Origin of the sequence: Oerskovia enterophila, assembly GCF_044748475.1 — a bacterium.
Taxonomy (GTDB): Bacteria; Actinomycetota; Actinomycetes; order Actinomycetales; family Cellulomonadaceae; genus Oerskovia; species Oerskovia enterophila.
Map to the genome: position 1 here is coordinate 937,459 of NZ_JBIVFZ010000001.1, position 22,523 is coordinate 959,981.

General features: G+C 72.6%; 22 protein-coding genes. 14 read left to right on the plus strand and 8 right to left on the minus strand.

The window, feature by feature from the left end:
- Positions 1–120: 120 nt before the first annotated feature.
- On the plus strand, positions 121–651 hold the full coding sequence (locus ACIPWA_RS04115) for a flavodoxin family protein (RefSeq protein WP_068627432.1): 531 nt from the start codon (positions 121–123) through the stop codon (positions 649–651).
- A 34-nt stretch (positions 652–685) separates the two neighbouring features.
- On the opposite strand, the gene ACIPWA_RS04120 is transcribed toward ACIPWA_RS04115, so the two are convergent.
- Together ACIPWA_RS04120 and ACIPWA_RS04125 are read right to left on the minus strand one after the other, a co-directional pair.
- On the minus strand, positions 686–1,408 hold the full coding sequence (locus ACIPWA_RS04120; protein WP_068627431.1) for an ABC transporter ATP-binding protein: 723 nt from the start codon (positions 1,406–1,408) through the stop codon (positions 686–688).
- An 89-nt stretch (positions 1,409–1,497) separates the two neighbouring features.
- Complete coding sequence (locus tag ACIPWA_RS04125) at positions 1,498–2,607, minus strand: ABC transporter permease (RefSeq protein ID WP_068627430.1); 1,110 nt, start codon at positions 2,605–2,607, stop codon at positions 1,498–1,500.
- A 189-nt stretch (positions 2,608–2,796) separates the two neighbouring features.
- Between ACIPWA_RS04125 and ACIPWA_RS04130 the strand changes: the two genes are divergently transcribed.
- The 7 genes from ACIPWA_RS04130 (at position 2,797) to ACIPWA_RS04160 (ending at position 10,358) form a co-directional block, all read left to right on the plus strand.
- Entirely contained in the window at positions 2,797–4,161 is a 1,365-nt protein-coding gene (locus tag ACIPWA_RS04130; RefSeq protein ID WP_400288275.1) for a sensor histidine kinase, read from the plus strand.
- Complete coding sequence (locus ACIPWA_RS04135; RefSeq protein WP_068627428.1) at positions 4,158–4,811, plus strand: response regulator transcription factor; 654 nt, start codon at positions 4,158–4,160, stop codon at positions 4,809–4,811. The genes ACIPWA_RS04130 and ACIPWA_RS04135 overlap by 4 nt, the downstream gene beginning before the upstream one ends.
- A 134-nt stretch (positions 4,812–4,945) precedes the next feature.
- On the plus strand, positions 4,946–5,215 hold the full coding sequence (gene rpsO / locus ACIPWA_RS04140; RefSeq protein ID WP_056648736.1) for a 30S ribosomal protein S15: 270 nt from the start codon (positions 4,946–4,948) through the stop codon (positions 5,213–5,215).
- A 223-nt stretch (positions 5,216–5,438) separates the two neighbouring features.
- The gene (locus ACIPWA_RS04145; protein WP_068627427.1) at positions 5,439–7,667 is read left to right on the plus strand and encodes a polyribonucleotide nucleotidyltransferase; all 2,229 of its coding nucleotides are present in this window, start codon (positions 5,439–5,441) and stop codon (positions 7,665–7,667) included.
- Between the two features lies 1 nt (position 7,668).
- The gene (locus ACIPWA_RS04150; protein ID WP_056648740.1) at positions 7,669–8,994 is read left to right on the plus strand and encodes a M16 family metallopeptidase; all 1,326 of its coding nucleotides are present in this window, start codon (positions 7,669–7,671) and stop codon (positions 8,992–8,994) included.
- 93 nt (positions 8,995–9,087) lie between these two features.
- Positions 9,088–9,897, plus strand: coding sequence for a 4-hydroxy-tetrahydrodipicolinate reductase (gene dapB, locus ACIPWA_RS04155; protein WP_082618231.1), 810 nt, complete (start codon positions 9,088–9,090; stop codon positions 9,895–9,897).
- Positions 9,894–10,358 (plus strand): hypothetical protein, encoded by a 465-nt coding sequence (locus ACIPWA_RS04160; RefSeq protein ID WP_056762055.1) that lies wholly within the window; start codon positions 9,894–9,896, stop codon positions 10,356–10,358. The genes dapB and ACIPWA_RS04160 overlap by 4 nt, the downstream gene beginning before the upstream one ends.
- Before the next feature lie 13 nt (positions 10,359–10,371).
- On the opposite strand, the gene ACIPWA_RS04165 is transcribed toward ACIPWA_RS04160, so the two are convergent.
- The 4 genes from ACIPWA_RS04165 to ACIPWA_RS04180 form a co-directional block, all read right to left on the minus strand.
- A complete protein-coding gene (locus ACIPWA_RS04165; protein ID WP_400288278.1) occupies positions 10,372–10,881 on the minus strand; it encodes a GNAT family N-acetyltransferase in 510 nt (169 codons plus the stop codon).
- Between the two features lie 73 nt (positions 10,882–10,954).
- The gene (locus ACIPWA_RS04170) at positions 10,955–11,275 is read right to left on the minus strand and encodes an AzlD domain-containing protein (RefSeq protein WP_056648748.1); all 321 of its coding nucleotides are present in this window, start codon (positions 11,273–11,275) and stop codon (positions 10,955–10,957) included.
- The gene (locus tag ACIPWA_RS04175) at positions 11,275–12,105 is read right to left on the minus strand and encodes an AzlC family ABC transporter permease (RefSeq protein ID WP_082848693.1); all 831 of its coding nucleotides are present in this window, start codon (positions 12,103–12,105) and stop codon (positions 11,275–11,277) included. The genes ACIPWA_RS04170 and ACIPWA_RS04175 overlap by 1 nt, the downstream gene beginning before the upstream one ends.
- On the minus strand, positions 12,102–13,580 hold the full coding sequence (locus ACIPWA_RS04180) for an NAD-dependent succinate-semialdehyde dehydrogenase (protein WP_068627426.1): 1,479 nt from the start codon (positions 13,578–13,580) through the stop codon (positions 12,102–12,104). Before ACIPWA_RS04180 ends, ACIPWA_RS04175 begins: the two co-directional genes overlap by 4 nt.
- Before the next feature lie 189 nt (positions 13,581–13,769).
- On the opposite strand from ACIPWA_RS04180, the gene dapA reads away from it, so the two are divergent.
- Both dapA and ACIPWA_RS04190 read left to right on the plus strand, forming a co-directional pair.
- Positions 13,770–14,696: a 4-hydroxy-tetrahydrodipicolinate synthase gene (gene dapA, locus ACIPWA_RS04185; RefSeq protein ID WP_068627438.1), complete on the plus strand. Its 927-nt coding sequence runs from the start codon at positions 13,770–13,772 to the stop codon at positions 14,694–14,696.
- A gap of 29 nt (positions 14,697–14,725) precedes the next feature.
- Positions 14,726–16,411: a ribonuclease J gene (locus ACIPWA_RS04190; RefSeq protein WP_056762045.1), complete on the plus strand. Its 1,686-nt coding sequence runs from the start codon at positions 14,726–14,728 to the stop codon at positions 16,409–16,411.
- A gap of 59 nt (positions 16,412–16,470) precedes the next feature.
- On the opposite strand, the gene ACIPWA_RS04195 is transcribed toward ACIPWA_RS04190, so the two are convergent.
- Positions 16,471–17,112: a TetR/AcrR family transcriptional regulator gene (locus ACIPWA_RS04195; RefSeq protein ID WP_056648754.1), complete on the minus strand. Its 642-nt coding sequence runs from the start codon at positions 17,110–17,112 to the stop codon at positions 16,471–16,473.
- 101 nt (positions 17,113–17,213) lie between these two features.
- On the opposite strand from ACIPWA_RS04195, the gene ACIPWA_RS04200 reads away from it, so the two are divergent.
- From ACIPWA_RS04200 to ACIPWA_RS04210, 3 genes are read left to right on the plus strand one after another with little or no spacing between them, the layout of a single operon-like run.
- Positions 17,214–17,624 carry a hypothetical protein gene (locus tag ACIPWA_RS04200; protein ID WP_068627425.1) on the plus strand — a complete coding sequence of 137 codons (411 nt, stop codon included), beginning with the start codon at positions 17,214–17,216 and terminating at the stop codon, positions 17,622–17,624.
- A gap of 48 nt (positions 17,625–17,672) precedes the next feature.
- Positions 17,673–18,038 carry an Imm51 family immunity protein gene (locus ACIPWA_RS04205; protein WP_139107927.1) on the plus strand — a complete coding sequence of 122 codons (366 nt, stop codon included), beginning with the start codon at positions 17,673–17,675 and terminating at the stop codon, positions 18,036–18,038.
- 12 nt (positions 18,039–18,050) lie between these two features.
- The gene (locus ACIPWA_RS04210; RefSeq protein WP_139107926.1) at positions 18,051–18,590 is read left to right on the plus strand and encodes a hypothetical protein; all 540 of its coding nucleotides are present in this window, start codon (positions 18,051–18,053) and stop codon (positions 18,588–18,590) included.
- Between the two features lie 60 nt (positions 18,591–18,650).
- Here the strand turns inward: ACIPWA_RS04210 and ACIPWA_RS04215 are convergent, their stop codons facing one another.
- Positions 18,651–19,592 (minus strand): MBL fold metallo-hydrolase, encoded by a 942-nt coding sequence (locus ACIPWA_RS04215; RefSeq protein WP_400288282.1) that lies wholly within the window; start codon positions 19,590–19,592, stop codon positions 18,651–18,653.
- 137 nt (positions 19,593–19,729) lie between these two features.
- Between ACIPWA_RS04215 and ACIPWA_RS04220 the strand changes: the two genes are divergently transcribed.
- Complete coding sequence (locus ACIPWA_RS04220; RefSeq protein WP_400288284.1) at positions 19,730–22,519, plus strand: FtsK/SpoIIIE family DNA translocase; 2,790 nt, start codon at positions 19,730–19,732, stop codon at positions 22,517–22,519.
- Positions 22,520–22,523: the final 4 nt, after the last annotated feature.

The window sequence follows — 22,523 nt, forward strand, 5'->3', positions numbered from 1 at the left end:
GTCGGACGGGGTCTGACCGCGTCCCGAACCGGGTCCAAGGACCCCTGCCGTCCGGACCAAAGGTCCTGGCGGCGGTGGTGCTCCGCAGGCAGCCTGGAACTGACGACAGGAGTCGGAGCCATGGAAGCAGTCGTGATCTACGAGTCGATGTTCGGGAACACCGCCGAGATCGCGCGGGCGGTGGCGGGAGGCCTGTCCGAGCAGCTGGACGTGCGGACTGTCGAGGTCTCCTCGAGGACACCGGGCGACGACGTCCTGGGGGCTGACCTGATCGTCATCGGTGGTCCCACGCACGCGTTCGGCATGTCGCGGCTCGCCTCGCGCGAGGAGGCTGCCGGTCGACGGCCCGGGAACCCGACGGTCGAACGGGGAATCCGCGAGTGGCTCGACGCGCTCGCGGACGATACCTCCGGACGGTTCGGCGCGACGTTCGACACGCGTGTGAAGGCCGTCAAGCACCTACCGGGCAGCGCTGCCCGCGCGGCCGACCGGGTGGCCCGCCGACACGGTCTGTCGCCTGCCGACTCGCCGCACTCGTTCTACGTCGAGGGCATGGAGGGGCCGCTGTGCCCGGGCGAGGTCGAGCGCGCTCGCGAGTGGGGGCGCGAGCTCGGTCGGACGGCGTTGCTCGCGCGGCAGAGCACTTCCTGACACGCCTCTCCCGGGCGGCGGGACGCTGCGTCCCTCAGGCCCGCGCCACCGCAGCCTCGCCCGCCCCCACGAGCCGCCCGTCCGCCAGGTGCACGCGCGCGTCGACCGTGTCGAGCGTCGCCTCGTCGTGGGTCACGACGATGGTCGCGGCACCGGTCTCGCGGGTCAGCCGCGTGACGAGCTCGATGATCTGGACGCCGCGCGCGTGGTCGAGCGCCGACGTGGGCTCGTCGACCAGCAGGACCTCGGGGTGGTTCATGAGGGCGCGGGCGATCGCGACGCGCTGACGCTGACCACCCGAGAGCTGGCCGGGCCGCTTGGCGGCCACGTCGCGGAGCCCGACGGCGTCGAGCAGCTCGAGCGCCCGGTCGCGGTGCGCCGAGGGCCGCTCGCCGCGCAGGTGGCTCATGAGCTCGAGGTTCTCGAGCGCCGTGAGCGACGCGATGAGCTGCGGCTGCTGGAACACGATCCCGATCCGGTCGCGCCGCAGCCGCGCCGCGTCCGAGGACACGGCCGAACCGGCCGCGGCCCCGCCGGCGGGGGCGTTGACGACGTCGTCGCCGATGCGCACCTGGCCCGCGGTCGGGGTCGTGAGCGTCGCGGCCACGGCGAGCAGGCTCGACTTGCCCGAGCCCGACGGGCCGAGCACCGCGGTCGTGGTCCCGGCGGGGACGGTCAGGGAGACGTCGTCGACCGCGGTGACGGTCGACTCGCCGTCGGGGTAGACGAGCGTGACGTGGTCGAGGGTGAGGTCCATGGTGTGCCTTTCAGGAGCGAGCTTTCAGGAACGAGGCGCGGGGGGGAGTCGTCGCGAGCTGCCGCAGGAGCGGCCAGCGGGCAGGCGCCTCAGCGGGCCGCGAGCGCCGCGTGCGGGTCGATGCGCGTGATCCGGATGATCGCCGCGACGGCACCGACCGTCCCGAGGACCACGAGGATGAGCGCGGGCAGGAGCGTCGTGGCGGGGGAGACGACGACGGGCATGACCTGGGCGGCGAGCGCCCCTGCCCCGGCCGCGAGCGCGGTCCCGACACCGACGCCGAGCACGAGCAGGACGAGCGCCTGGCCGATCGCGTCGCGCAGCAGGTAGGAGGTCGAGGCGCCGAGCGCCTTGAGCACCGCGACGTCGCCGGCCCGGTTGATGGTCCAGACCGTGAAGAACGCGCCCACGACGAGGGCCGAGATCGCGAGCAGGAAGCCCTGCATCATGGTGAGCGACATGTTCTCGGCCGAGAACGAGCTGACCGCGGCGCGTGCGCCCATCGGGGTCAGGGTCGCGGTGCCGGTCTCGGTCTCGCCCGCGGTGAGCGCGGAGCCGCTCGGGTCCCCGGTGATCGCGACGACCGTCGCGACCTCGTCACCGGAGGCTCCGCCGCCGCGCGCCCCGACGGTCTGCCAGTCGGACAGGTCCATCCAGACGACGGGAGTGTGCGAGAAGTCGGCCTGGGTGTCGAGCACGCCCGCGACCGTCAGGGTCAGCGAGCCCAGGGCGAGCTGGTCGCCCTCCTGGGCTCCCAGGTCGTCTGCCGCGCCGCTCGACAGCAGCACGGTCCCGGGGGCGGCCTCGGCGTCGTCGGGCACGAGGCCCGAGCCCGCGCGCGAGCCGAACGCGGTGACGGCCGCGGTGGTGCCGGCCTCGCCGTCCGCGCCCGCGGTGACCGACGCGCGCGTCGTGGCGATGCCCAGGGGCTCGGCCGAGTCGACGCCGTCGACCGCGGCCCAGGCGTCCCACTGCGTGGCGTCGACCTGGGACTCGGTGAAGGACGGCTTCGCATCCCCGGTCACGGTGAACGCGAGCTGGTCGACCGGGAGGTCGGTGATGCCCGACGTGCTCGCGCGGGCCAGGCCCGCGGTCAGCGAGGCCAGGAAGCCCACGAGGAACGTGATGAGGACGATGACGGTGGACATGAGGACGAAGCGTCCCCGGGCGAAGCGCAGGTCGCGCAGCGCGACGAACATCAAGAGCCTCCGGTGGTCGGCGTGGATTCGATCTGCGTCCAGCCTCCCGCCGTCGGGCCCCGCGCGGATCGGGCCCGTGGACGGTCTCCGGTGGCCGCAGGGTGGGTCCGAGGATCAACCTTTCGATGGATCGCCCGCGGCACGTCGCACCCGCCACGTCGCTAGGGTGGCGATGTGAAGCCTCGCGCCGTGATCTCCGCAGCCCTCGGGCTCCAGATCGCGCTCGACGTGCTCCTCGTGGCCCTCGTGGGGCTCGCGGTCGGGTCCCGCTGGGCCGAGGCCCTGAGCACCGGGGGGCTGGACGCCGGGGCGTGGTGCGCGCTCGCGTGCGGTCTGGCGCTCCTGGCCGTGTACGGCGTCGGGCGCTCGCGGATCAACGTGCGCGATACCGCGGTCGACGCACCGCGCGGCGCCTGGTGGCCGACGGGAGCGTGGGTCGCGGCCCTGATCGTGGGGTGGGCCCTCCTGCTGCTCCTGACCCCGGTCGCGCTGTGGATCGCGTTCCCCCTCATGTTCCTCGAGATGCACGTGCTCGGTCCGCGTCGAGGGATCCTGGCCGTGGCCGCGACGACGGCGTGCGCGATCGGCGGTGCGATCCTGGGCGGGCAGCAGCTCGTGGGCTCGATCCTGGGCCCGACGTTCGGTGGCCTCGTCGCGATCGCCGTCGTGCTCGGCTTCGAGACGATCGTGCGCGAGTCGCAGGGACGCCAGGAGCTCATCGACGACCTGGTCCGCACGCGCGCGGACCTCGCGGCGTCCGAGCGCGAGGCCGCGGTCGCGACCGAGCGCGAACGCCTCGCGCGCGAGATCCACGACACGCTCGCGCAGGGCTTCTCGTCGATCGAGCTGCTGCTGCGCGCCGCGGACGCGTCGCTCGAGGAGGTCGTGGCGCCGGGGGCGTTCGTCCCAGGAGCCCCCGGCCCGACGGCGGCCCGCGCCGCCCGCGGGTACGTCACCCAGTCCCGGCTCGCCGCGCAGCAGAACCTGGCCGAGGCGAGGCGCTTCGTGCGTGACCTGGCGCCCGCCGACCTGGAGTCCGCGACGCTCGTGGGTGCGCTCGAGCGGGTCGCCGACCGCACGGCGCTCGCAGCCGGGGGAGGGCTGACCATCACGGTCGAGTCCTCGGGGCAGGCCCGCCCGCTGCCCGTGCCGGTCGAGACCGCGCTGCTGCGCATCGCGCAGTCCGCGCTCGCGAACGTCGTCCAGCACGCGGGGGCCTCGCGGGCCGCGGTCACGCTGAGCTTCCTCGGCGACGCCGTGGCGCTCGACGTGGTCGACGACGGTCACGGGTTCGACCCGCGCCGGGTCGCGGCCGCCCGACGGGCCACCGCCGCGCCGGACCCGACCCGGGACGCGCGCTCCGCCGTCGGGCAGGAGGGCAGCGAACCGGGCGCGGCTGCCGGAGGTGTCCCCGCGACCCGCTCGGGCTTCGGCCTGACGGCGATGCGCTCGCGCGTCGCCGAGCTCGGCGGGGCCTTCTCGCTCGAGACCTCGCCCGGCGAGGGGACCGCGCTCGCGGTCCACCTCCCGCTCGACCCCCAGGAGCCTCGGTGACGACCGGACCAGAAGGATCGGCGACCATCCGCGTCGTTCTGACCGACGACCACCCCGTGGTCCGGGCGGGCCTGCGGGCCGTCGTCGACGCCGAGGGCGACATGGAGGTCGTCGACGAGCTGGCCACGGCCGAGGAGCTCGTGCGCCGCGTGGGGGCGGGGCTCGAGGCCGACGTCGTGCTGCTCGACCTGCGGTTCGGCGACGGGCGCATGGGCGGCGCGCAGGCCGCGCGCGAGGTCGTCCGCCTGGGCGGTCCGCCCGTGCTGATCCTCACGACCTACGACTCCGACCAGGAGATCCTCGCCGCGATCGAGGCCGGGGCCACGGGCTACCTGCTCAAGGACGCCCCGACCGACGAGCTGACCGCCGCGATCCGCGCGGCCGCGGCTGGGCAGGTCGCGCTCGGGCCCAGCGTGCAGCGGCGTCTGCTCGGGCGCATGCGCGCCCCCGGCGTCTCGCTCTCGCTGCGCGAGCTCGAGGTGCTCGGGCTCGTGTCCCAGGGCCTGTCCAACGACGAGGTGGCGCGTGAGCTGTTCCTGTCGAAGGCGACCGTCAAGTCGCACCTGGTGCACGTGTACGAGAAGCTGGGCGTCGACTCGCGCACGGCTGCCGTGGCCGAGGCGCGGCGGCAAGGGCTGCTGCGCGACTGAGGTCGGGACCGTCCCCGAGCCAACCCTGCTAGACTATGGGCGCCGTCAGAACGGCCGCGGAGGCTGGTCAGCCTGCCGAAGAGCCCAGGGATCTAGCCCTGAGGCGCCGCGCAACGAACACTACAAGGAGAGCCGTGCCCCTCGACACTGCCACCAAGCAGCGCATCATGACCGAGTTCGCCACGAGCGAGGGCGACACCGGTTCGCCCGAGGTCCAGGTCGCGATGCTGACGCAGCGCATCAAGGACCTCACCGAGCACCTCAAGGAGCACAAGCACGACCACCACAGCCGTCGTGGCCTGCTTCTCCTCGTCGGCCAGCGTCGCCGTCTCCTCGGCTACCTGCAGAAGGTCGACATCAACCGCTACCGCAGCCTCATCGAGCGCCTCGGTCTGCGTCGCTGACACTCCCTGACTCAGCCCGGTCCCACCTGGGACCGGGCTGGTCCGGTGTGATGTACCCGTAAGAAACCCACGCCGCCAGCCTTTCGTTCGGTCCTCGGTAGTGGCCCCCGGAACCCGCCTCGAGTGGGAAGACCGTGAGCCTCGATCGAAGACCGCCGAGCGTCGAGTGGATGCACCCTCGACAGGCACCGAAGGCGGCACTTCGAGAGTGAGGAGGGCACCCGTGGAGGGTCCCGAGATCGAATTCACCGAAGCAACGATCGACAACGGTCGCTTCGGAACCCGTACCGTCCGGTTCGAGACCGGACGCCTCGCGCGTCAGGCCGGTGGCTCTGCAGCCGCCTACCTGGACGGCGAGACCATGCTGCTGTCGACCACGACGGCCGGCAAGCACCCCAAGGACCAGTTCGACTTCTTCCCCCTGACGGTGGACGTCGAGGAGCGGCAGTACGCCGCCGGCAAGATCCCCGGTTCGTTCTTCCGTCGTGAGGGTCGCCCCTCGACCGAGGCGATCCTGGCCTGCCGCCTGATCGATCGCCCGCTGCGCCCCCTGTTCGTCAAGGGCCTGCGCAACGAGGTCCAGGTCGTCATCACCGTGCTCGCGATCCACCCGGACGACGCGTACGACACCCTGGCCATCAACGCCGCGTCGATCTCGACGCAGCTGTCCGGCCTGCCGTTCTCCGGCCCGATCGGCGCCGTCCGCGTCGCCCTGATCGACGGCCAGTGGGTCGCGTTCCCCAAGTACTCCGACAAGGAGCGCGCCGTCTTCGACATGGTCGTCGCCGGCCGTGTCGTGGGTGACGACGTCGCGATCACCATGGTCGAGGCCGAGGCCACCGAGGGTTCCTGGAACCTCATCAAGAACGAGGGCGTCGGCGCCCCGACCGAAGAGGTCGTCGCCGAGGGCCTCGAGGCCGCCAAGCCCTTCATCCGCGTGCTCGTCGAGGCGCAGCAGGAGCTCGCGGCCAAGGCCGCCAAGCCCGTGCAGGACTTCCCGACGTTCCCGGACTACCAGGACGACACCTACGCCGCGGTCGAGGCCGCCGCGTCGGCGCGCCTGGGCGAGGCTCTGAGCATCGCCGACAAGCAGGACCGCGAGAACCGTCTCGACGAGATCAAGGCCGAGGTCCAGGCCGAGCTCGCCGGTGACTTCGCGGGCCGCGAGAAGGAGATCTCCGCCGCGTACCGCGCGGTGCAGAAGAAGCTCATCCGCGCGCGCATCCTCACGGACGGCTTCCGCATCGACGGCCGTGGGCTCGCGGACATCCGCACCCTGTCCGCCGAGGTCGAGGTCCTGCCCCGCGTCCACGGCTCGGCGATCTTCGAGCGCGGCGAGACCCAGATCCTGGGTGTCACCACGCTGAACATGCTCCGCATGGAGCAGCAGCTCGACACGCTCTCCCCGGAGACGCGCAAGCGCTACATGCACAACTACAACTTCCCGCCCTACTCGACCGGCGAGACCGGCCGCGTGGGCAGCCCGAAGCGTCGCGAGATCGGGCACGGCGCCCTCGCCGAGCGCGCGATCGTCCCGGTGCTCCCGAGCCGCGAGGAGTTCCCTTACGCGATCCGTCAGGTCTCCGAGGCCCTCGGGTCCAACGGCTCGACCTCGATGGGCTCCGTGTGCGCCTCGACCCTCTCGCTCCTCAACGCCGGTGTGCCGCTGCGCGCAGCGGTCGCGGGCATCGCGATGGGCCTCGTCTCCGACACCGTCGACGGTGAGACCCGCTACGCGGCGCTCACCGACATCCTCGGCGCCGAGGACGCGTTCGGCGACATGGACTTCAAGGTCGCCGGTACGCGTGAGTTCATCACGGCCATCCAGCTCGACACCAAGCTCGACGGCATCCCCGCCTCGGTCCTGGCCGGCGCGCTGACCCAGGCCCGCGACGCGCGCCTGACCATCCTCGAGGTCCTCAACGAGGCCATCGACGTGCCCGACGAGATGAGCCCCAACGCTCCTCGCGTCATCGCGGTCAAGGTCCCCGTGGACAAGATCGGCGAGGTCATCGGCCCCAAGGGCAAGATGATCAACCAGATCCAGGAGGAGACGGGCGCGGACATCTCCATCGAGGACGACGGCACCGTGTACATCGGTGCCACCGACGGCCCCTCTGCAGAGGCCGCCCGCGCGGCGATCAACGCGATCGCCAACCCGCACGTCCCCGAGATCGGCGAGCGCTTCGTCGGCACGGTCGTCAAGACCACGTCGTTCGGCGCCTTCATCTCGCTGTCCCCGGGCAAGGACGGTCTGCTGCACATCAGCCAGATCCGCAAGCTCGTCGGTGGCAAGCGCGTGGAGAACGTCGAGGACGTGCTGTCCATCGGCCAGAAGGTCCAGGTCGAGATCGGCGAGATCGACCCGCGCGGCAAGCTGTCGCTGCACGCGGTCGTCGAGGAGACCGACGCGCCCGCCGACGCCGAGGCACCTGCCGGGGACGACGCCTGACGTGCCCTGGAACCTTCCGCTCGTCCCCTCGGGCTCGCCCGAGGGTGAGCTGACCGCCGGGCAGGACGGGGCGACCATCCGTCGCTCCGTCCTGCCCGGCGGGGTTCGGGTCCTCACCGAGTCGATGCCGGGCCTGCGCTCGGCGACCGTCGGAGCATGGGTCGGCGTCGGCTCGCGCGACGAGACCGACGGTCACTTCGGCTCCACGCACTTCCTCGAGCACCTGCTCTTCAAGGGAACTGCACGCCGGTCCGCGATGGACATCGCCGAGGCGTTCGACGCCGTCGGCGGTGAGGCCAACGCCGCGACGGGCAAGGAGCACACCTGCTACTACGCTCGCGTGCTCGACTCCGACCTGCCGATGGCCGTGGACGTCATCACCGACATGGTGACCTCCGCACGCCTCGACGAGGACGAGCTCGAGACCGAGCGAGGCGTGATCCTCGAAGAGCTCGCGATGAACGACGACGACCCCTCGGACGTCGTGCACGAGGAGTTCGCGCAGGCCGTCCTGGCCGGGCACCCCCTGGGGCGCCCGATCGGCGGCACGCCGGACACCATCAACGCCGTGCCGCGCAGCGCCGTCTGGGAGCACTACCAGTGGCACTACCGCCCGGAGACGCTCGTCGTCGCCGCGGCCGGTGGCGTCGACCACGACACGCTGTGCGAGCAGGTCGCGACCGCGCTCACGACCGGTGGCTGGGACCTCGACCCTGCCGGCACCCCGCGCGCGCGCCGCGACAACGCGGACGTGCAGGGCGTGGGGACGGAGGCCGTCGAGCTCACGATCCGCCGGACCGTCGAGCAGGCCAACGTCATCATCGGTGGCACGGGCCTGTCCGCGACCGACGACCGCCGCTTCACGCTCTCGGTGCTCAGCGCCGTGCTCGGTGGCGGCATGAGCTCGCGGCTCTTCCAGGAGATCCGCGAGAAGCGTGGGCTCGCGTACTCGACGTACTCGTTCGCGTCGGGTCACGGCGGGATCGGCACGTTCGGCCTGTACGCAGGCTGCGCGCCCTCCAAGGTCGACCAGGTCACCGAGCTCATGACGAGCGAGCTCGAGAAGCTCGCCGAGTCGGGTATCACGGCGGCCGAGCTCGACCGGAGCATCGGTCAGCTCTCGGGCGGACTGGTGCTGGGGCTCGAGGACTCGGGCTCGCGCATGAGCCGCCTGGGCAAGTCGGAGCTCGTGTTCGGCGAGCTGCTGAGCGTGGCCGAGTCGCTCGAACGGATCCGTTCCGTGACGTCCGACGACGTGCGCAAGCTCGCGGAGGAGCTCGCCTCCCGCCCGCGCTCGACCGTGCGCGTGGGTCCCTTCGGAGACTGAGTCTCGACAGGTGACGTCAGGAGGGCCGGTGCGCATCACGCGCACCGGCCCTCCTCGCGTTGCGGCTAGGGTTGTCGGGTGACTTCGAACGACGTGACCCCAGGCCAGAGCGCTCCCCAGTCCACCCCGCAGCCCGCAGGCTCGACGCTCCTCAAGGTCGCCGTCCTGGGCGCGGCCGGGCGCATGGGGGCCACGGTGTGCGCGGCGGTCGAGGCCGCACCGGACATGGAGCTGGTCGCGCGCATCGACGCCGGGGACGACCTGGCACAGGTCGCGGCGGCCGGGGCCCAGGTCGCGGTCGACTTCACGGTTCCCTCAGTCACCGAGGACAACGTGCACGCGCTGATCGACCTCGGGGTCCACGCGGTCGTGGGCACCACTGGCTGGACCGACGAGAGCCGGGGTCGGCTCATCGCGCACCTGGGACGCCGGGCCGCCGAGGGCACGAGCGTGGGCGTGCTCATCGCCCCGAACTTCGGCCTGTCCGCGGTCCTGGCCATGACGTTCGCGGCCAAGGCCGCGCGCTACTTCGAGTCGGCCGAGGTCATCGAGCTGCACCACCCGAACAAGGTCGACGCACCCAGCGGTACGGCCACGCACACGGCCCACGCGATCGCCCGCTCGCGCGCGGCAGCGGGCCTGGGGGCGAGCCCCGACGCGACCGAGTCGGGCTGGGAGGCGCGCGGTGCCGACGTCGACGGGGTCCGGGTGCACGCGGTGCGCCTGCGCGGCCTGGTCGCGCACGAGGAGATCCTCTTCGGCAACGAGGGCGAGCAGCTGATCATCCGCCAGGACTCGTTCGACCGGGTGTCGTTCATGCCGGGCGTCCTGCTCGGCATCCGCGAGGTCGTCTCGCGCCCGGGCCTGACCGTCGGGCTCGAGAACGTCATGGACCTCTCGTGAGGAACCGCAAGGGCCTGATCGGTGCCGTGGTCGTCACGGCCCTGCTCGCGATCTACGTGTGGGCGATCCTGGGCCGTGCCCGGGGGCTCGTGAGCACAGGCGAGCCGGTGGGGATCGCGATCGGGATCGGCGTCCTGCTCATCCCGCTGCTCGTGATCGGCCTCATCGCGTGGGAGTTCTGGCTCGCCGTCACGGTCCAGAAGATGGCCGACGAGCTGGCGGCCGCGGACGAGCTGCCCGTCGACGACCTGCCGCGTTCGCCGGGCGGCCGCATCGACCGTGCCGCGGCGGACGCCGCGTTCGAGGAGCACCGCGCCCGCGCCGAGGAGCACCCCGACGACTGGCGCTCCTGGTACCACGTGGCCTTCGCGTACGACGCGTCGGGGGACCGCAAGCGGGCCCGCGCCATGCTGCGCAAGGCCGCGGGCATGTACCGCGCCGAGCGCAAGGCCCCGCGCTAGCGCGAGGCGCGCCTCAGATCGACGCGCTCCACCGGTGCTCGACGACGTCGCGCAGGCCCGTGGCCAGCGTGCGGGTGCGGCGGTCGGGTCCCAGGCCCGCTCCACCGAGGAACTGCTCGCGCGCGGAGTCGCCGTCGAGGATCCAGGCCACGACCTCTTCCGAGCCGTCCTGACGCAACCTGTCGACGGCCGCGGACAGGAGCCGCGACCCGTGCCCGGACCGCTGGTGGGACGGCTGTACCTCGAGCGCGACGAGCTGGCCGGGGGAGACGGCCGCGAAGCCGACGATCCGGTCCGCGGCGAGGGCGACGAGCACCGCGAAGCCCGGACCGGGCGGGGCTGAGACCGCCCCTGCCCACTGCTCCTGCATCCGGGGGACGTCGAGCGCGTCGATCACCGCCGCGCCCAGCACGTCGCCGTGCGCGGACCGCCAGGACTCGATCTGGATCGCGGTGACCGCGACCTCGTCACCGGGGACCGCCGGACGGACCGAGACGTCTGCCGCCTCGCTGAAGAGAGCCATTCGCCAGACCCTACCGGAGCGGGGCGCCCGGTCGCGGCGAGCGGCCCGGCGGGCTCGTCGACGCGCCTCGCCGTCAGGGGAACCCGAGCGCCCGCAGCCCAGCGGCGGTCGCGGCCGCGAGCACCACGACGAGCAGGAACGGGGCCCTCAGGGCGAGCGCGACGGCCGCGACGCCGAGCGCCGGCAGCCGGGCGTCGATCGCGATGCCCTGCCCGTCCCCGACGGTCTGGACCGCGACGAGCGCCGCGAGCAGGGACGCCGTGACCAGGGCCGCGGTGCGAGAGACGCGGTCGGACGCGAGCCAGTGCTCGGGGATGAGGTGCCCGGCGAGCTTGAGGCCCAGGCACACGAGCGAGGCGGCGACCACGGTGGCCCACAGGGCGGCGTCGGACATCAGGGCTCCTCGGTGCGGTCGGACGGGCCACCCGGGCGACCCACGTCACCCGGTTCATCTGGGTCGGACGAGCCGGGCGTCTGCTCGCCGCCGCCGTCCTGCGGGACGTTCGCTGCGCCGTCGGGCACGTACTCCGTGACGGTGACGGGCTGGCGGGGCTGACGCGCGACCTGGCCGATCACGATCGCCACGGCCCCCGCGGCCAGGACGGGGATGCCCGGCGGGACGAACGGGAGCAGCGCGACCGCGACGACCACGGCCAGTGCCGCGGTGAGCTGCATGACGCGGCTCGCGAGGCGGGGCCACAGGAGCGCGAGGAAGGCCGCCCCGGCCGCGGCGTCGAGCCCCCAGGCCTTGGGGTCGCCCATGGCGTCGCCCGCGAGCGCCCCGACCAGCGTGAGCAGGTTCCAGACGACGAAGATGCCGATCCCGGTCCACCAGAACCCCGCGCGCAACGCGGCGCGGCTCTTCTGGGCCGTGGCCACGGCGGTCGACTCGTCGATCGTGAGATGGGCCGCGAGCACCCGTCGCCAGCCGTGCAGCGCGAGCAGCGGCGAGAGCTGGGCGCCGTAGAGGGTGTTGCGCAGGCCGAGCAGCCCCGCCGTGGTGATCGCCGCGCCCGAGGTGCCGCCCGAGGCCACGACCCCGATGAGCGCGAACTGCGAGCCGCCCGAGAACAGGAGCAGGCTCAGCACCATGGTCTGCGCGAGGTCCAGTCCCGCGACGACCGAGAGGGCCCCGAACGAGATGCCGTAGAGCCCGGTGGCGATCGAGACGGACACGGCCTGCCGGACGGCGGCGCGTACCTCGAAGCGGTCCTCAGGGGTCACAGCGCGACGTACACGGTCTCGAGGTACTCCTCGAGGCCCGCCTCGCCGCCCTCGCGGCCCAGACCGGACTGCTTCATGCCGCCGAACGGCGCGCTCGCGTCGGACACGAGCCCCCTGTTGATCCCGATCATCCCGGCCTCGACCTCCTCGCCGACCCGCATCGCGCGCGCCAGGTCGCGCGTGTAGGCGTAGGCCGCGAGGCCGTACTCGGTGTCGTTGGCCAGCGCGATGCCCTCGTCGTCGTCGGCGAAAGCGACGATCGGCGCGACCGGACCGAAGATCTCCTCGGCGACCACGCGCGAGCCCGCGTCGACCCCGGTGAGGACCGTGGGGGAGTAGAAGTGGCCGGGCGAACGAGGCCGGTCCCCGCCCGTGAGCACCTGGGCACCCTCGTCGGACGCGACCGCCACCAACTCGTCCACGTGCTCGACCGCCTTGCGCTCGATGAGCGGCCCGACCTGGACGCCCTCCTCGCTGCCCGGCCCGACGCGCAGCTCCCCGAACGCCCGGGCGAGGCGCTGGCCGAAGTCGCGTGCGACGGCGTCGTGCACCAGGAAGCGGTTGGCCGCCACGCAGCTCTGGCCCGTGTTGCGGAGCTTGGCGACCAGGGCGCCCTCGACCGCGGCGTCGAGGTCGGCGTCCTCGAAGACGAGGAACGGTGCGTTGCCGCCGAGCTCCATCGAGGTCCGCAGGACCTGGTCGGCGGCGCCCTTCAGGAGGGTGCGGCCCACGCCCGTGGATCCCGTGAAGGAGAGCTTGCGCAGGCGGGGGTCCGCGAGCAGGGGCGTGGTCACCTCGGCGGCCGACGACGTCGGCACGACGTTGACCACGCCCGTCGGCAGTCCGCGGTCCTCCAAGTGCCCGCGGATGATCTCGGCGACCAGCGAGGTCGTGAGCGGGGTCAGGTGCGCGGGCTTGATCACGACCGTGCAGCCCGCGGCGAGCGCCGGGCCGATCTTGCGCGTGGCCATGGCGATGGGGAAGTTCCACGGCGTGATGAGCAGCGCGGGGCCCACCGGGCGCCGCGAAACGAGCTGCCGGTTGGCCCCGCTCGGGGCCGTGCGGACCAGGCCGTCGGTGCGCACGGCCTGCTCGGCGTACCAGCGCAGGAACTCGGCGCCGTACACGACCTCGGCCCGGGCCTCGGCGAGCGGCTTACCGCACTCGGCCGTGATGAGCGCCGCGATGTCGTCGGCGCGAGCCGTGAGCGTCGCGAAGACGGCCCGGAGCAGCTCGGAGCGCTCGCGCGGCGCGACGGCGCGCCAGGCCGGGGCCGCGGCGTGCGCGGCCTCCAGGGCGCGCAGGCCGTCGGCGGGGCTCGCGTCCGAGACGTCGAACAGGACCTCCTCGGTCGCCGGGTCCGCGACCTCGAACGTCCGTCCGGCCTCGGCCGGCCCCCACTGGCCACCGATCAGCAGCCCGGTCGGCAGGTGCGAGACCAGGGCGGGGGACAGGGCGTTCGTGGCGGGCGACATGCTTCGAGTATCACGCGACCGGCGCGGGTTCGCATCGACTCCTCACGACCGCGCGGTCGGGCACCCCCGCTCGGTCGGTCGGCCGGGCCGTGCAACGTCGAGGCGACCGACGCTCGGCGACGCGGCGCACCGAGTCCGCACGCGTGGACCGACACGCCGTTTCGGCCTCGCGCGCGGTAGTTTGTGCACATGGCACTTCCCCCCACGCAGGCGCGACCGTTCGGCGCCGTCCTGACCGCGATGGTCACCCCGATGACCCTCGCCGGAGAGATCGATCTCGACGCAGCGGTCAAGGTCGCCAAGCACCTCGTGGACAACGGGAACGACGGGATCGTCCTGAGCGGGACCACGGGGGAGTCTCCCACGACGCACGCACCGGAGAAGGCCGAGCTCATCCGCGCGGTCGTCGACGCGGTCGGGGACCGCGCGCACGTCGTGGCCGGGGCCGGCTCGAACGACACCCAGCACGCCGTCCGCATGGCCGAGCAGGCCGCGGAGGCCGGTGCGCACGGGCTCCTCGTCGTGAGCCCCTATTACTCCCGCCCCTCCCAGGAAGGGCTGTACCGCCACATCACGGCCGTCGCCGACGCGACGCCGCTGCCCGTCATGGTCTACGACGTCCCGGGCCGCTCGGGCGTTCGCATCGCCCCGGCCACGATCGAGCGCCTCGCGGCGCACGAGCGCATCGTCGCGAACAAGGACGCGACGGGCGACGTCTACACCGCGGCCAAGCTCATCGAGTCGACCGGCCTCGCCTGGTACTGCGGGGACGACGCCATGCTGCTGCCGTTCCTCGCGCACGGCGCGTCCGGCATCGTCTCCGTGGCGGCGCACGTGGTCGGCTCGCGCTTCGCCCAGGTCGTCGCGGCGTTCGACGCCGGTGACAACGCGGCGGCCCTCGCGGCCTTCCGTTCCGTCACCCCCACGATCGACGCCATCAACGGAGCGGGCTTCCAGGCCGTCATGGCCAAGGCTGCGCTCCAGCTCCTCGGAGTCACCGAGAACCGATACCTCAGGCTGCCGTACGTCGCAGCCACGGACGACGAGGTCGCCGTCGTCCGCGCCGGTCTGGAGGCCTCCGGCCTGCTGGACCCGGTGACCCCGCGGCCACGCTGAACAAGCTGAACAACAAGCCAGGAGGCCCCGTGAGCCACCCTCACCCCGAACTGTCCCTACCCCCCGCTCTGCAGACCGGCGCTCTGCGCATCGTCGCCCTCGGCGGACTGGGCGAGATCGGGCGCAACATGGCCGTCCTCGAGTACGACGGACGTCTGCTCGTCATCGACTGCGGCGTCCTCTTCCCTGAGGACAACCAGCCCGGCGTGGACCTCATCCTGCCGGACTTCGACTACATCAAGGACCGCCTCGACGACATCGAGGCGATCATCCTGACCCATGGGCACGAGGATCACATCGGTGCCGTGCCCTACCTGCTGCGCCTGCGCCGCGACATCCCCCTCGTGGGTTCGCAGCTCACGCTCGCGTTCATCTCGGCCAAGCTCAAGGAGCACCGCATCGCCCCCGTGACCCGCGTGGTCAAGGAGGACGAGACGGTCGCGTTCGGTCCGTTCAGCTGCGAGTTCGTCGCGGTCAACCACTCGATCCCGGACGCGCTCGCGGTCGCGGTCACCACGGGCGCGGGCACGGTCCTGCACACGGGTGACTTCAAGATGGACCAGCTCCCGCTCGACGGCCGCGTCACGGACCTGCGCGCGTTCGCGCGCCTGGGCGAGAAGGGCGTCGACCTGTTCATGGTCGACTCGACCAACGCCGAGGTCCCGGGCTTCGTGACCCCCGAGGTCGAGATCGGCCCCGTCCTGGACAGCGTGTTCGGTGCGTCCGACAAGCGGATCATCGTCGCGTCGTTCTCCTCGCACGTGCACCGCGTCCAGCAGGTCCTCAACGCTGCGCACAACCACGGTCGCCGCGTCGCGCTCGTCGGACGCTCGATGGTCCGCAACATGGGCATCGCGGCCGAGCTCGGCTACCTCAAGGTGCCGGACGGCGTCCTGATCGACCTCAAGAAGGTCGACTCGCTGCGGGACGACGAGGTCGTGCTCATGTGCACCGGCTCGCAGGGCGAGCCCATGGCCGCGCTGTCGCGCATGGCGAACGGCGACCACAAGGTCTCGGTCGGCCACGGCGACACCGTGATCCTCGCCTCGTCGCTCATCCCGGGCAACGAGAACGCTGTCTTCCGCATCATCAACGGCCTGACGCGCCTCGGTGCGCGCGTCGTGCACGGCGGCAACGCCAAGGTGCACGTCTCGGGCCACGCGAGCGCGGGCGAGCTCATCTACTGCTACAACATCCTGCGGCCCAAGAACGTCATGCCGGTGCACGGCGAGGTCCGTCACCTCGTGGCCAACGGTGCGCTCGCGGTCAAGACGGGCGTGCCCGCCGACCGCGTGATCCTCGCGGAGGACGGCGTGGTCGTCGACCTCGTCGACGGAAAGGCCTCGGTCGTGGGCGCCGTCCCGTGCGGCTACGTGTACGTCGACGGGTCGAGCGTCGGGGAGCTCACGGACGCCGAGCTCAAGGACCGTCAGATCCTCGGCGAGGAGGGCTTCATCTCCTTGTTCGCCGTGGTCGACTCCGCGACGGGCAAGGTCATCGCGGGCCCGCACATCCTGGCGCGCGGCTTCGCCGAGGACGACGCGGTGTTCGAGGACGTCCGTCCCCAGGTCGTGCAGGCCCTCGAGGACTCGATCGCGGGAGGTGCCACGGACGTGCACCAGCTCCAGCAGGTCATGCGCCGTGTGGTCGGGCGCTGGGTCTCCAACCGCCTGCGTCGCCGTCCGATGATCGTCCCGGTCGTCGTCGAGGCGTAGTCGCCTGATCGTCCGAGGGGCCCGTCCTCCCGCTCTGCGGGAGGGCGGGCCCCTCGTCGTCAGGGGGCAGAGAGGGAGGGAGCGGCCCGCAGCAACGGTGGCCCGACGGCGAGGATCGCCTGCTCGTAGCGCCTCGCCGACGTCTCGGGACCCCCGGGCAGCAGACCACCGAGCTCGAGGCTCACGAGTCCGTGGACGAGGCCCCACAGGACCAACGAGGCCTCCTCGACGGCAGCCTGCAGGGCCTGCCGGGGCGGCGGGGTGCTGCTGCCCTCCCGTGAGGCGGCCTCGAGCACCCGCGCCACCGCCTGCCGCAGGACGTCGAACGTCGGCTCGGCGACGGCTGGGATCGCGCCTCCGGCGGTTGCGGGGCCCTCGAACATCACGCGGTAGAAGTGGGGGTCGGCCAGCGCGCTGGTCCGGTAGGCGAGGCCCAGGGTCAGGAGGTCGTCGGTCGGCGAGCCGGTCGTCGGTGCGGAACCCAGGTGCACCGCGAAGCGCCGGAAGCCCTCGACGCTCACCGCGGCGACCAGCTCCTCGCGGCTGCCGAAGAGGGCGTAGACCGCGGACGCGCTGGTCCCCGCGGCCTGTGCGACCCCACGGACCGTGACCGCCGACTCGCCGTGCTCGGAGATCTGCTGCGAGGCGACGTCGAGCAGGGACGCGCGCAGGGAGTCGTCGTGAAGTCGGGGTCTGGCCACGGACAGGAGTCTAGAACTCTTGACGCGGGTTTGCGAACGGTGTTCTATAACAGTGTTCGTAAATTCCGCCGAGCCCGCTCGGCCGACCAGGGGAGGCCCTCGTGCTCGAGCTCACCGACGCCGTCCGCATCACTGCCGGGATCGTGCTCCTGACGATCGTCGGGATCGAGTCCGGCGGGTACTTCCTCGTCAAGGTCGTCACGGGCAAGGTTCCGGCCACGCCCTTCCAGACCTCGTTCTTCCGGGCGGGGCACGCGCACGCGGGGGTGCTCGTGATCCTGGGACTGCTCTGCCTGCTCCTCAGCCAGGCGACCGCGCTCACTGGTTTCTGGAACTGGGTCGCGGGGGTGGGTGTCCTCGTCGGGGCGATCCTGCTGCCCGGCGGGTTCTTCCTGTCCGCGACCGGTGCGGGGCGTCAGGCGCCCAACCGGTGGGTCGTGCTGCTGCCTGCCGGGGCGATCGCCGTCGCCGCAGGGGTCGTGACGCTCGGGGTGGGTCTGCTGGTCGCGTAGGTCCTCGGGTCGGTGCTCGTGTCGGTGCGGGTCGCTAGCATCGCGGCCATGGCAACCTCAGCAGACTTCTCCGGCCTCGCTCCCGTCCTCCTGGTGACCCACGACTCGAGCTCGAGCATCATCTACTCGCCCGGCGGTCCCGAGTACCTCCAGCACAAGGACGCGCTCGAGCGGCACGGCGTCGAGGGGTCGGGGTACGACTTCTCGGGGGCGCTCCAGGCCGTGCTCACGGACGAGTCTCCCGAGACCCTCGAGGCGGTCGGGTTCGACCCGGAGGGCGGCATGGTGAGCGTCTACGGCACCGACCTGGACGCGCTCCTGGTCGCGGCCCGGCACCTGTCGCGGATCATCGCCGACGACGCGGCGCTGGATGCGGCCCTCACCCGGTCGGTCGCGCTCGGCCTCGACGACTGACGGGCCGTCGTCGTGGCCGACCAGCTCTCCCTGACCGGGGTGCCGGCCCTCGGCGCGGTGTCGGTCGACCTGCTCGACGCGTACCGCTTCGAGGACGGCGAGGGGTTCCCGCCCTCCTACCGTCGGCTCGTGAGCCGTGCCGGGTTCTGCCGCCTGTTCGGCCTCTGGCTCGTGTACCCGCCGGCGCGTGACGGGTACGCCGACGGGTGGCAGCACCGCGCCGCGCACCTCACCGACCGCTTCCGTGCGACCTACCAGGACGGTCAGGCCGAGGGGTTCGACTGGATGGTCGAGCCCGACGGGGACTGGCCGGTCGCCCGGCGGCTCGTCGTCTTCGCGTTCAGCGAGAACGGCGACGCGCTGCTCTGGGACCCGTCGACGCGGACGGACGGCGAGCTCGCGGTCTGGTGCAGCACCGGTCTCGACGCGCTCACCCTCCTGGGGTCCTCGCTGACCGACGCGCTGCCGCGGGTGAGGGAGCTCAGCGGGCCGTTCGCCGAGCGGGCGCCGGCCGACCTCGAGTGCCTGACCCCGGCGCGGACGGACGGCTGACCGGCGTCGCGGGAGTCGCAGGCGTGGTGCCCGGCCGTGCTCGGGTGGGTCCTGGGAGCACTACGCCGACCGCGCCCGGCGCAGGTGGGCGAGCTGCCTGCGGTGCTCGCCCACGACCCACTCGCCCGTGACGCGGGGGTCGTCCGAGGCGCCGGCGTCGTCCGTGTCATCGGCGGCGGCCGCCTCCAGGTCGTCGAGGTAGGCCCGGTCCGCCCCGAACCGCTCCCAGATCGCGTCGCTGCCCGTGCACACGTGCCCGTGACCCGGGACGAGGGTGTGCACGCCGTGCTCGGAGATCGCGTGCTCGAGCGCATCGAGGCCCGCGCGGTAGTCGCCCACGGGGTCGGGCGACTCGAGGTCCAGGAGCGGGACCTCGAGGTCCGAGAGCATGTCACCCACGACGATCACGCCCGCGCCCGGCAGGACCAGGGCGCCGTGTCCGGGTGCGTGCGCCTGGTGCTCGACCACGAGCACGTCCGGCTCGCCCGCCCCCGGACCGCCGTGGGCAGTCGTCGTCGCGCCCGACGCCGTCACGCCCCGTGGCGCGGCGGGCCACGGCAGGCGGACCGTGCCGGACGAGGCGCCCACGGTCGAGGAGTCCGCTGCGGTCGAGGGGAGGGGCGTGAGCCGGCCGAACAGCGCGAGGTCGTGCCCGGGCGCATCCCGCTCGACCTTCGTCAGGTCCTCGGCGAGGCTGCGCTCCTGGGCGCGGACCGCCGTCGGGCAGGCCCACCGCGGGACGTCGCCCAGCGAGCGGGACCACAGCATGTGGTCCCAGTGCGGGTGCGTCGAGAAGCCTGCGGTGACCCGCCAGCCCCGGCGCGAGAGCGCGGTCGCGAGCGACTCGACCTCCTCGACCGTGATGCCCGGGTCCACGACGAGGGCGCGCCCGTCCTGGGACACGACGACCGTCGTGATGCTCGTCCAGATCTCGGCGGTCGCGACGTGGACGCCGTCGGCGATCTCGTGCAGCTCGCGGGGGGCCAGGGGAGTGGAGGTCATGCTCCGATCCTGCCCCCGGTGCGCGGCGGACGGCGAGCGCGGGGCGGGTGAGCCTGCCAGGGAACGTGCACGTCACATGACACGCACGCCCCAGGTGCGCGCTCGAACACCCGTGCGCAGGTACCGTGGTGCCTACTATGGCGACCCGGACGTCCACCTCGGCGAAACGGCCCGCGACCTCCCGCAAGAAGACCACGGCACGTGGTTCGACGGCCAGGAGATCGGGGGGCCCTACGAGCGCGTCACGCGCTCCGACGGGTTCGCAGGCGGGTCGTCGACCCGCCCCCTGGCCGGTCCGCGCGGTGCGCGGGCTGTGGCTGGGATGTGCGCACGCGGTCGGCGCGGTCGCACGCAGTATCGGTAAGGGAGCAAGAGAGCTGGACCCCTCACATCGGCGCGACGGCGTCGCGTTCCTCCTCCTGGCGCTCGCCGTGATCGTCGCGGCCCGTGAGTGGTGGGGGATCTCCGGCGCGTTCGGCACCGCGGTGCACGCGGTCGCCGCAGGAGTCTTCGGCGTGGCCGCGGTCGCCCTGCCGGTCCTCCTCGTGTGGCTCGCGGTCCGGATCATGCGTCATCCCGAGCGCTCCCAGGCGAACTCGCGCGTCGCGATCGGCCTGACCTTCATCGTGGTCTCGGTCTGCTCGCTCGTGCACATCGCCGAGGACCTGCCCGCCCCCCGTGACGGCTTCGCGGCCGTCCAGGACGCGGGCGGCGTGATCGGCTACCTCTTCGCGACGCCGGTGCAGACCGGGCTCACGCACTGGTTCGCGGTGCCGCTCTTCCTGCTCTTCGGGTTCTTCGGGATCCTCGTGGTCACCGCGACCCCGGTGCACGCGATCCCCAGCCGCCTGCGCGGCATCTACGACCGCCTGACGGGCAACCACCACGAGGGCGAGGACGGCACCGACCCGGACGGCCTCCAGCTGGCCGACGGCGTCTCGCGCCATGACGGGACCGACGAGACCGCGCCGCGCAAGAAGCGCACCGGGCGCACCCGCAAGACCAAGGCCGAGCGGGACGCGGACACCGCCGAGCGCGAGCGGCTCGACGGCGGCTACGTCGGCGACGAGGCGTTCGAGCGTGCGGCGATGCTCGAGGCCGAGGAGGAGGCCGCGCGCAAGACGGCCCGCTCCCGCCGGGCCGCGGCCGCGGCCGCCGCGCCCCCCGACGCTCACGAGGACTTCGGCGACCTGCCCACCCAGGTGATCCCCGCCGTCGGGCGGACCGCCGCGTCGCCCACCGCCCCGCCCCCGCCTCCTCCCAACAACCCGGTCCCGCGCGGGGTCCAGCCCATGCTCGACGGCGACACGGTCTACGTGCTGCCCTCCGAGGACGACCTGGTCAAGGGCGCGCCCCACAAGGTGCGCTCGGCCGCCAACGACCGCGTGGTCGAGTCCCTCACGCGCGTGTTCGACCAGTTCGAGATCGACGCCAAGGTCACCGGTTTCACGCGTGGCCCGACCGTGACCCGGTACGAGGTCGAGGTCGGGCCTGCGGTCAAGGTCGAGCGCATCACGAACCTCTCCAAGAACATCGCCTACGCGGTGGCCTCGGCCGACGTCCGCATCCTCTCGCCCATCCCGGGCAAGTCCGCGATCGGCATCGAGATCCCCAACACGGACCGCGAGACGGTCGTGCTGGGTGACGTGCTGCGCTCCTCGGTCGCGCGCCGCACCGAGCACCCCATGGTCATGGGCGTCGGCAAGGACGTCGAGGGCGGCTACGTCGTCGCGAACCTCGCGAAGATGCCGCACATCCTCGTCGCGGGCGCCACGGGCGCGGGCAAGTCGAGCTTCATCAACTCCATGATCGTCTCGATCCTCATGCGGGCCACGCCCGAGGAGGTGCGCATGGTCCTCGTGGACCCCAAGCGCGTCGAGCTCACGATCTACGAGGGCATCCCCCACCTCATCACGCCCATCATCACGAGCCCCAAGAAGGCCGCCGAGGCCCTCGAGTGGGTCGTGCGCGAGATGGACGCCCGGTACGACGACCTCGCGACGTTCGGCTACAAGCACGTCGACGACTTCAACACCGCGGTGCGCGCGGGCAAGGTCAAGCCGCTGCCGGGCTCGGAGCGCAAGATCGCGACCTACCCGTACCTGCTCGTGGTCGTCGACGAGCTCGCCGACCTCATGATGGTCGCCCCGCGCGACGTCGAGGCCTCGATCCAGCGCATCACCCAGCTCGCCCGGGCCGCCGGCATCCACCTGGTCCTGGCGACGCAGCGCCCGTCGGTCGACGTCGTCACGGGTCTCATCAAGGCCAACGTGCCCTCACGCCTCGCGTTCGCGACGTCCTCGCTCGCCGACTCCCGCGTCGTCCTGGACCAGCCGGGCGCCGAGAAGCTCATCGGGCAGGGCGACGCGCTCTTCCTGCCCATGGGGGCCGCCAAGCCCATCCGCGTCCAGGGCGCGTGGGTCGGCGAGAGCGAGGTCCACGCGGTCGTCGAGCACGTCAAGGCGCAGCTCAAGCCCTCCTACCGCACCGACGTCGCGGCCGCGGCGGCGACCAAGAAGCAGGTCGACGAGGACATCGGCGACGACCTCGACCTGCTCCTGCAGGCCGCCGAGCTCGTCATCACGACCCAGTTCGGCTCGACCTCGATGCTCCAGCGCAAGCTGCGCGTCGGGTTCGCCAAGGCAGGGCGGCTCATGGACCTGCTCGAGTCGCGAGAGATCGTCGGCCCCTCCGAGGGGTCCAAGGCACGCGAGGTCATGCTCACGGCCGAGGACCTGCCCGCGACGCTCGCCATGCTGCGTGGCGAGCCGGACCCGGGGGTCTACGACGGCCAGGGCGGCGGCGGCGGTGGCGCGCCGGCGGGCAACGGCCGCGACTACTCGGACGGCGCCGACGGGCACATGCCGCCCGTCGCGCAGGAGTACCACGACGACGCGGGCGACGAGGCGGACTGGCGCGAGCGCTGAGCCT

Excerpts from the sequence above, each read along its gene's own strand:
- ACIPWA_RS04115 (WP_068627432.1), top strand. The coding sequence starts at position 121 with ATGGAAGCAGTCGTGATCTACGAGTCGATGTTCGGGAACACCGCCGAG.
- ACIPWA_RS04120 (WP_068627431.1), bottom strand. The coding sequence starts at position 1,408 with ATGGACCTCACCCTCGACCACGTCACGCTCGTCTACCCCGACGGCGAG.
- ACIPWA_RS04125 (WP_068627430.1), bottom strand. The coding sequence starts at position 2,607 with ATGTTCGTCGCGCTGCGCGACCTGCGCTTCGCCCGGGGACGCTTCGTC.
- ACIPWA_RS04165 (WP_400288278.1), bottom strand. The coding sequence starts at position 10,881 with ATGGCTCTCTTCAGCGAGGCGGCAGACGTCTCGGTCCGTCCGGCGGTC.
- ACIPWA_RS04170 (WP_056648748.1), bottom strand. The coding sequence starts at position 11,275 with ATGTCCGACGCCGCCCTGTGGGCCACCGTGGTCGCCGCCTCGCTCGTG.
- ACIPWA_RS04180 (WP_068627426.1), bottom strand. The coding sequence starts at position 13,580 with ATGTCGCCCGCCACGAACGCCCTGTCCCCCGCCCTGGTCTCGCACCTG.
- dapA (WP_068627438.1), top strand. The coding sequence starts at position 13,770 with ATGGCACTTCCCCCCACGCAGGCGCGACCGTTCGGCGCCGTCCTGACC.
- ACIPWA_RS04205 (WP_139107927.1), top strand. The coding sequence starts at position 17,673 with ATGGCAACCTCAGCAGACTTCTCCGGCCTCGCTCCCGTCCTCCTGGTG.
- ACIPWA_RS04215 (WP_400288282.1), bottom strand. The coding sequence starts at position 19,592 with ATGACCTCCACTCCCCTGGCCCCCCGCGAGCTGCACGAGATCGCCGAC.
- ACIPWA_RS04220 (WP_400288284.1), top strand. The coding sequence starts at position 19,730 with ATGGCGACCCGGACGTCCACCTCGGCGAAACGGCCCGCGACCTCCCGC.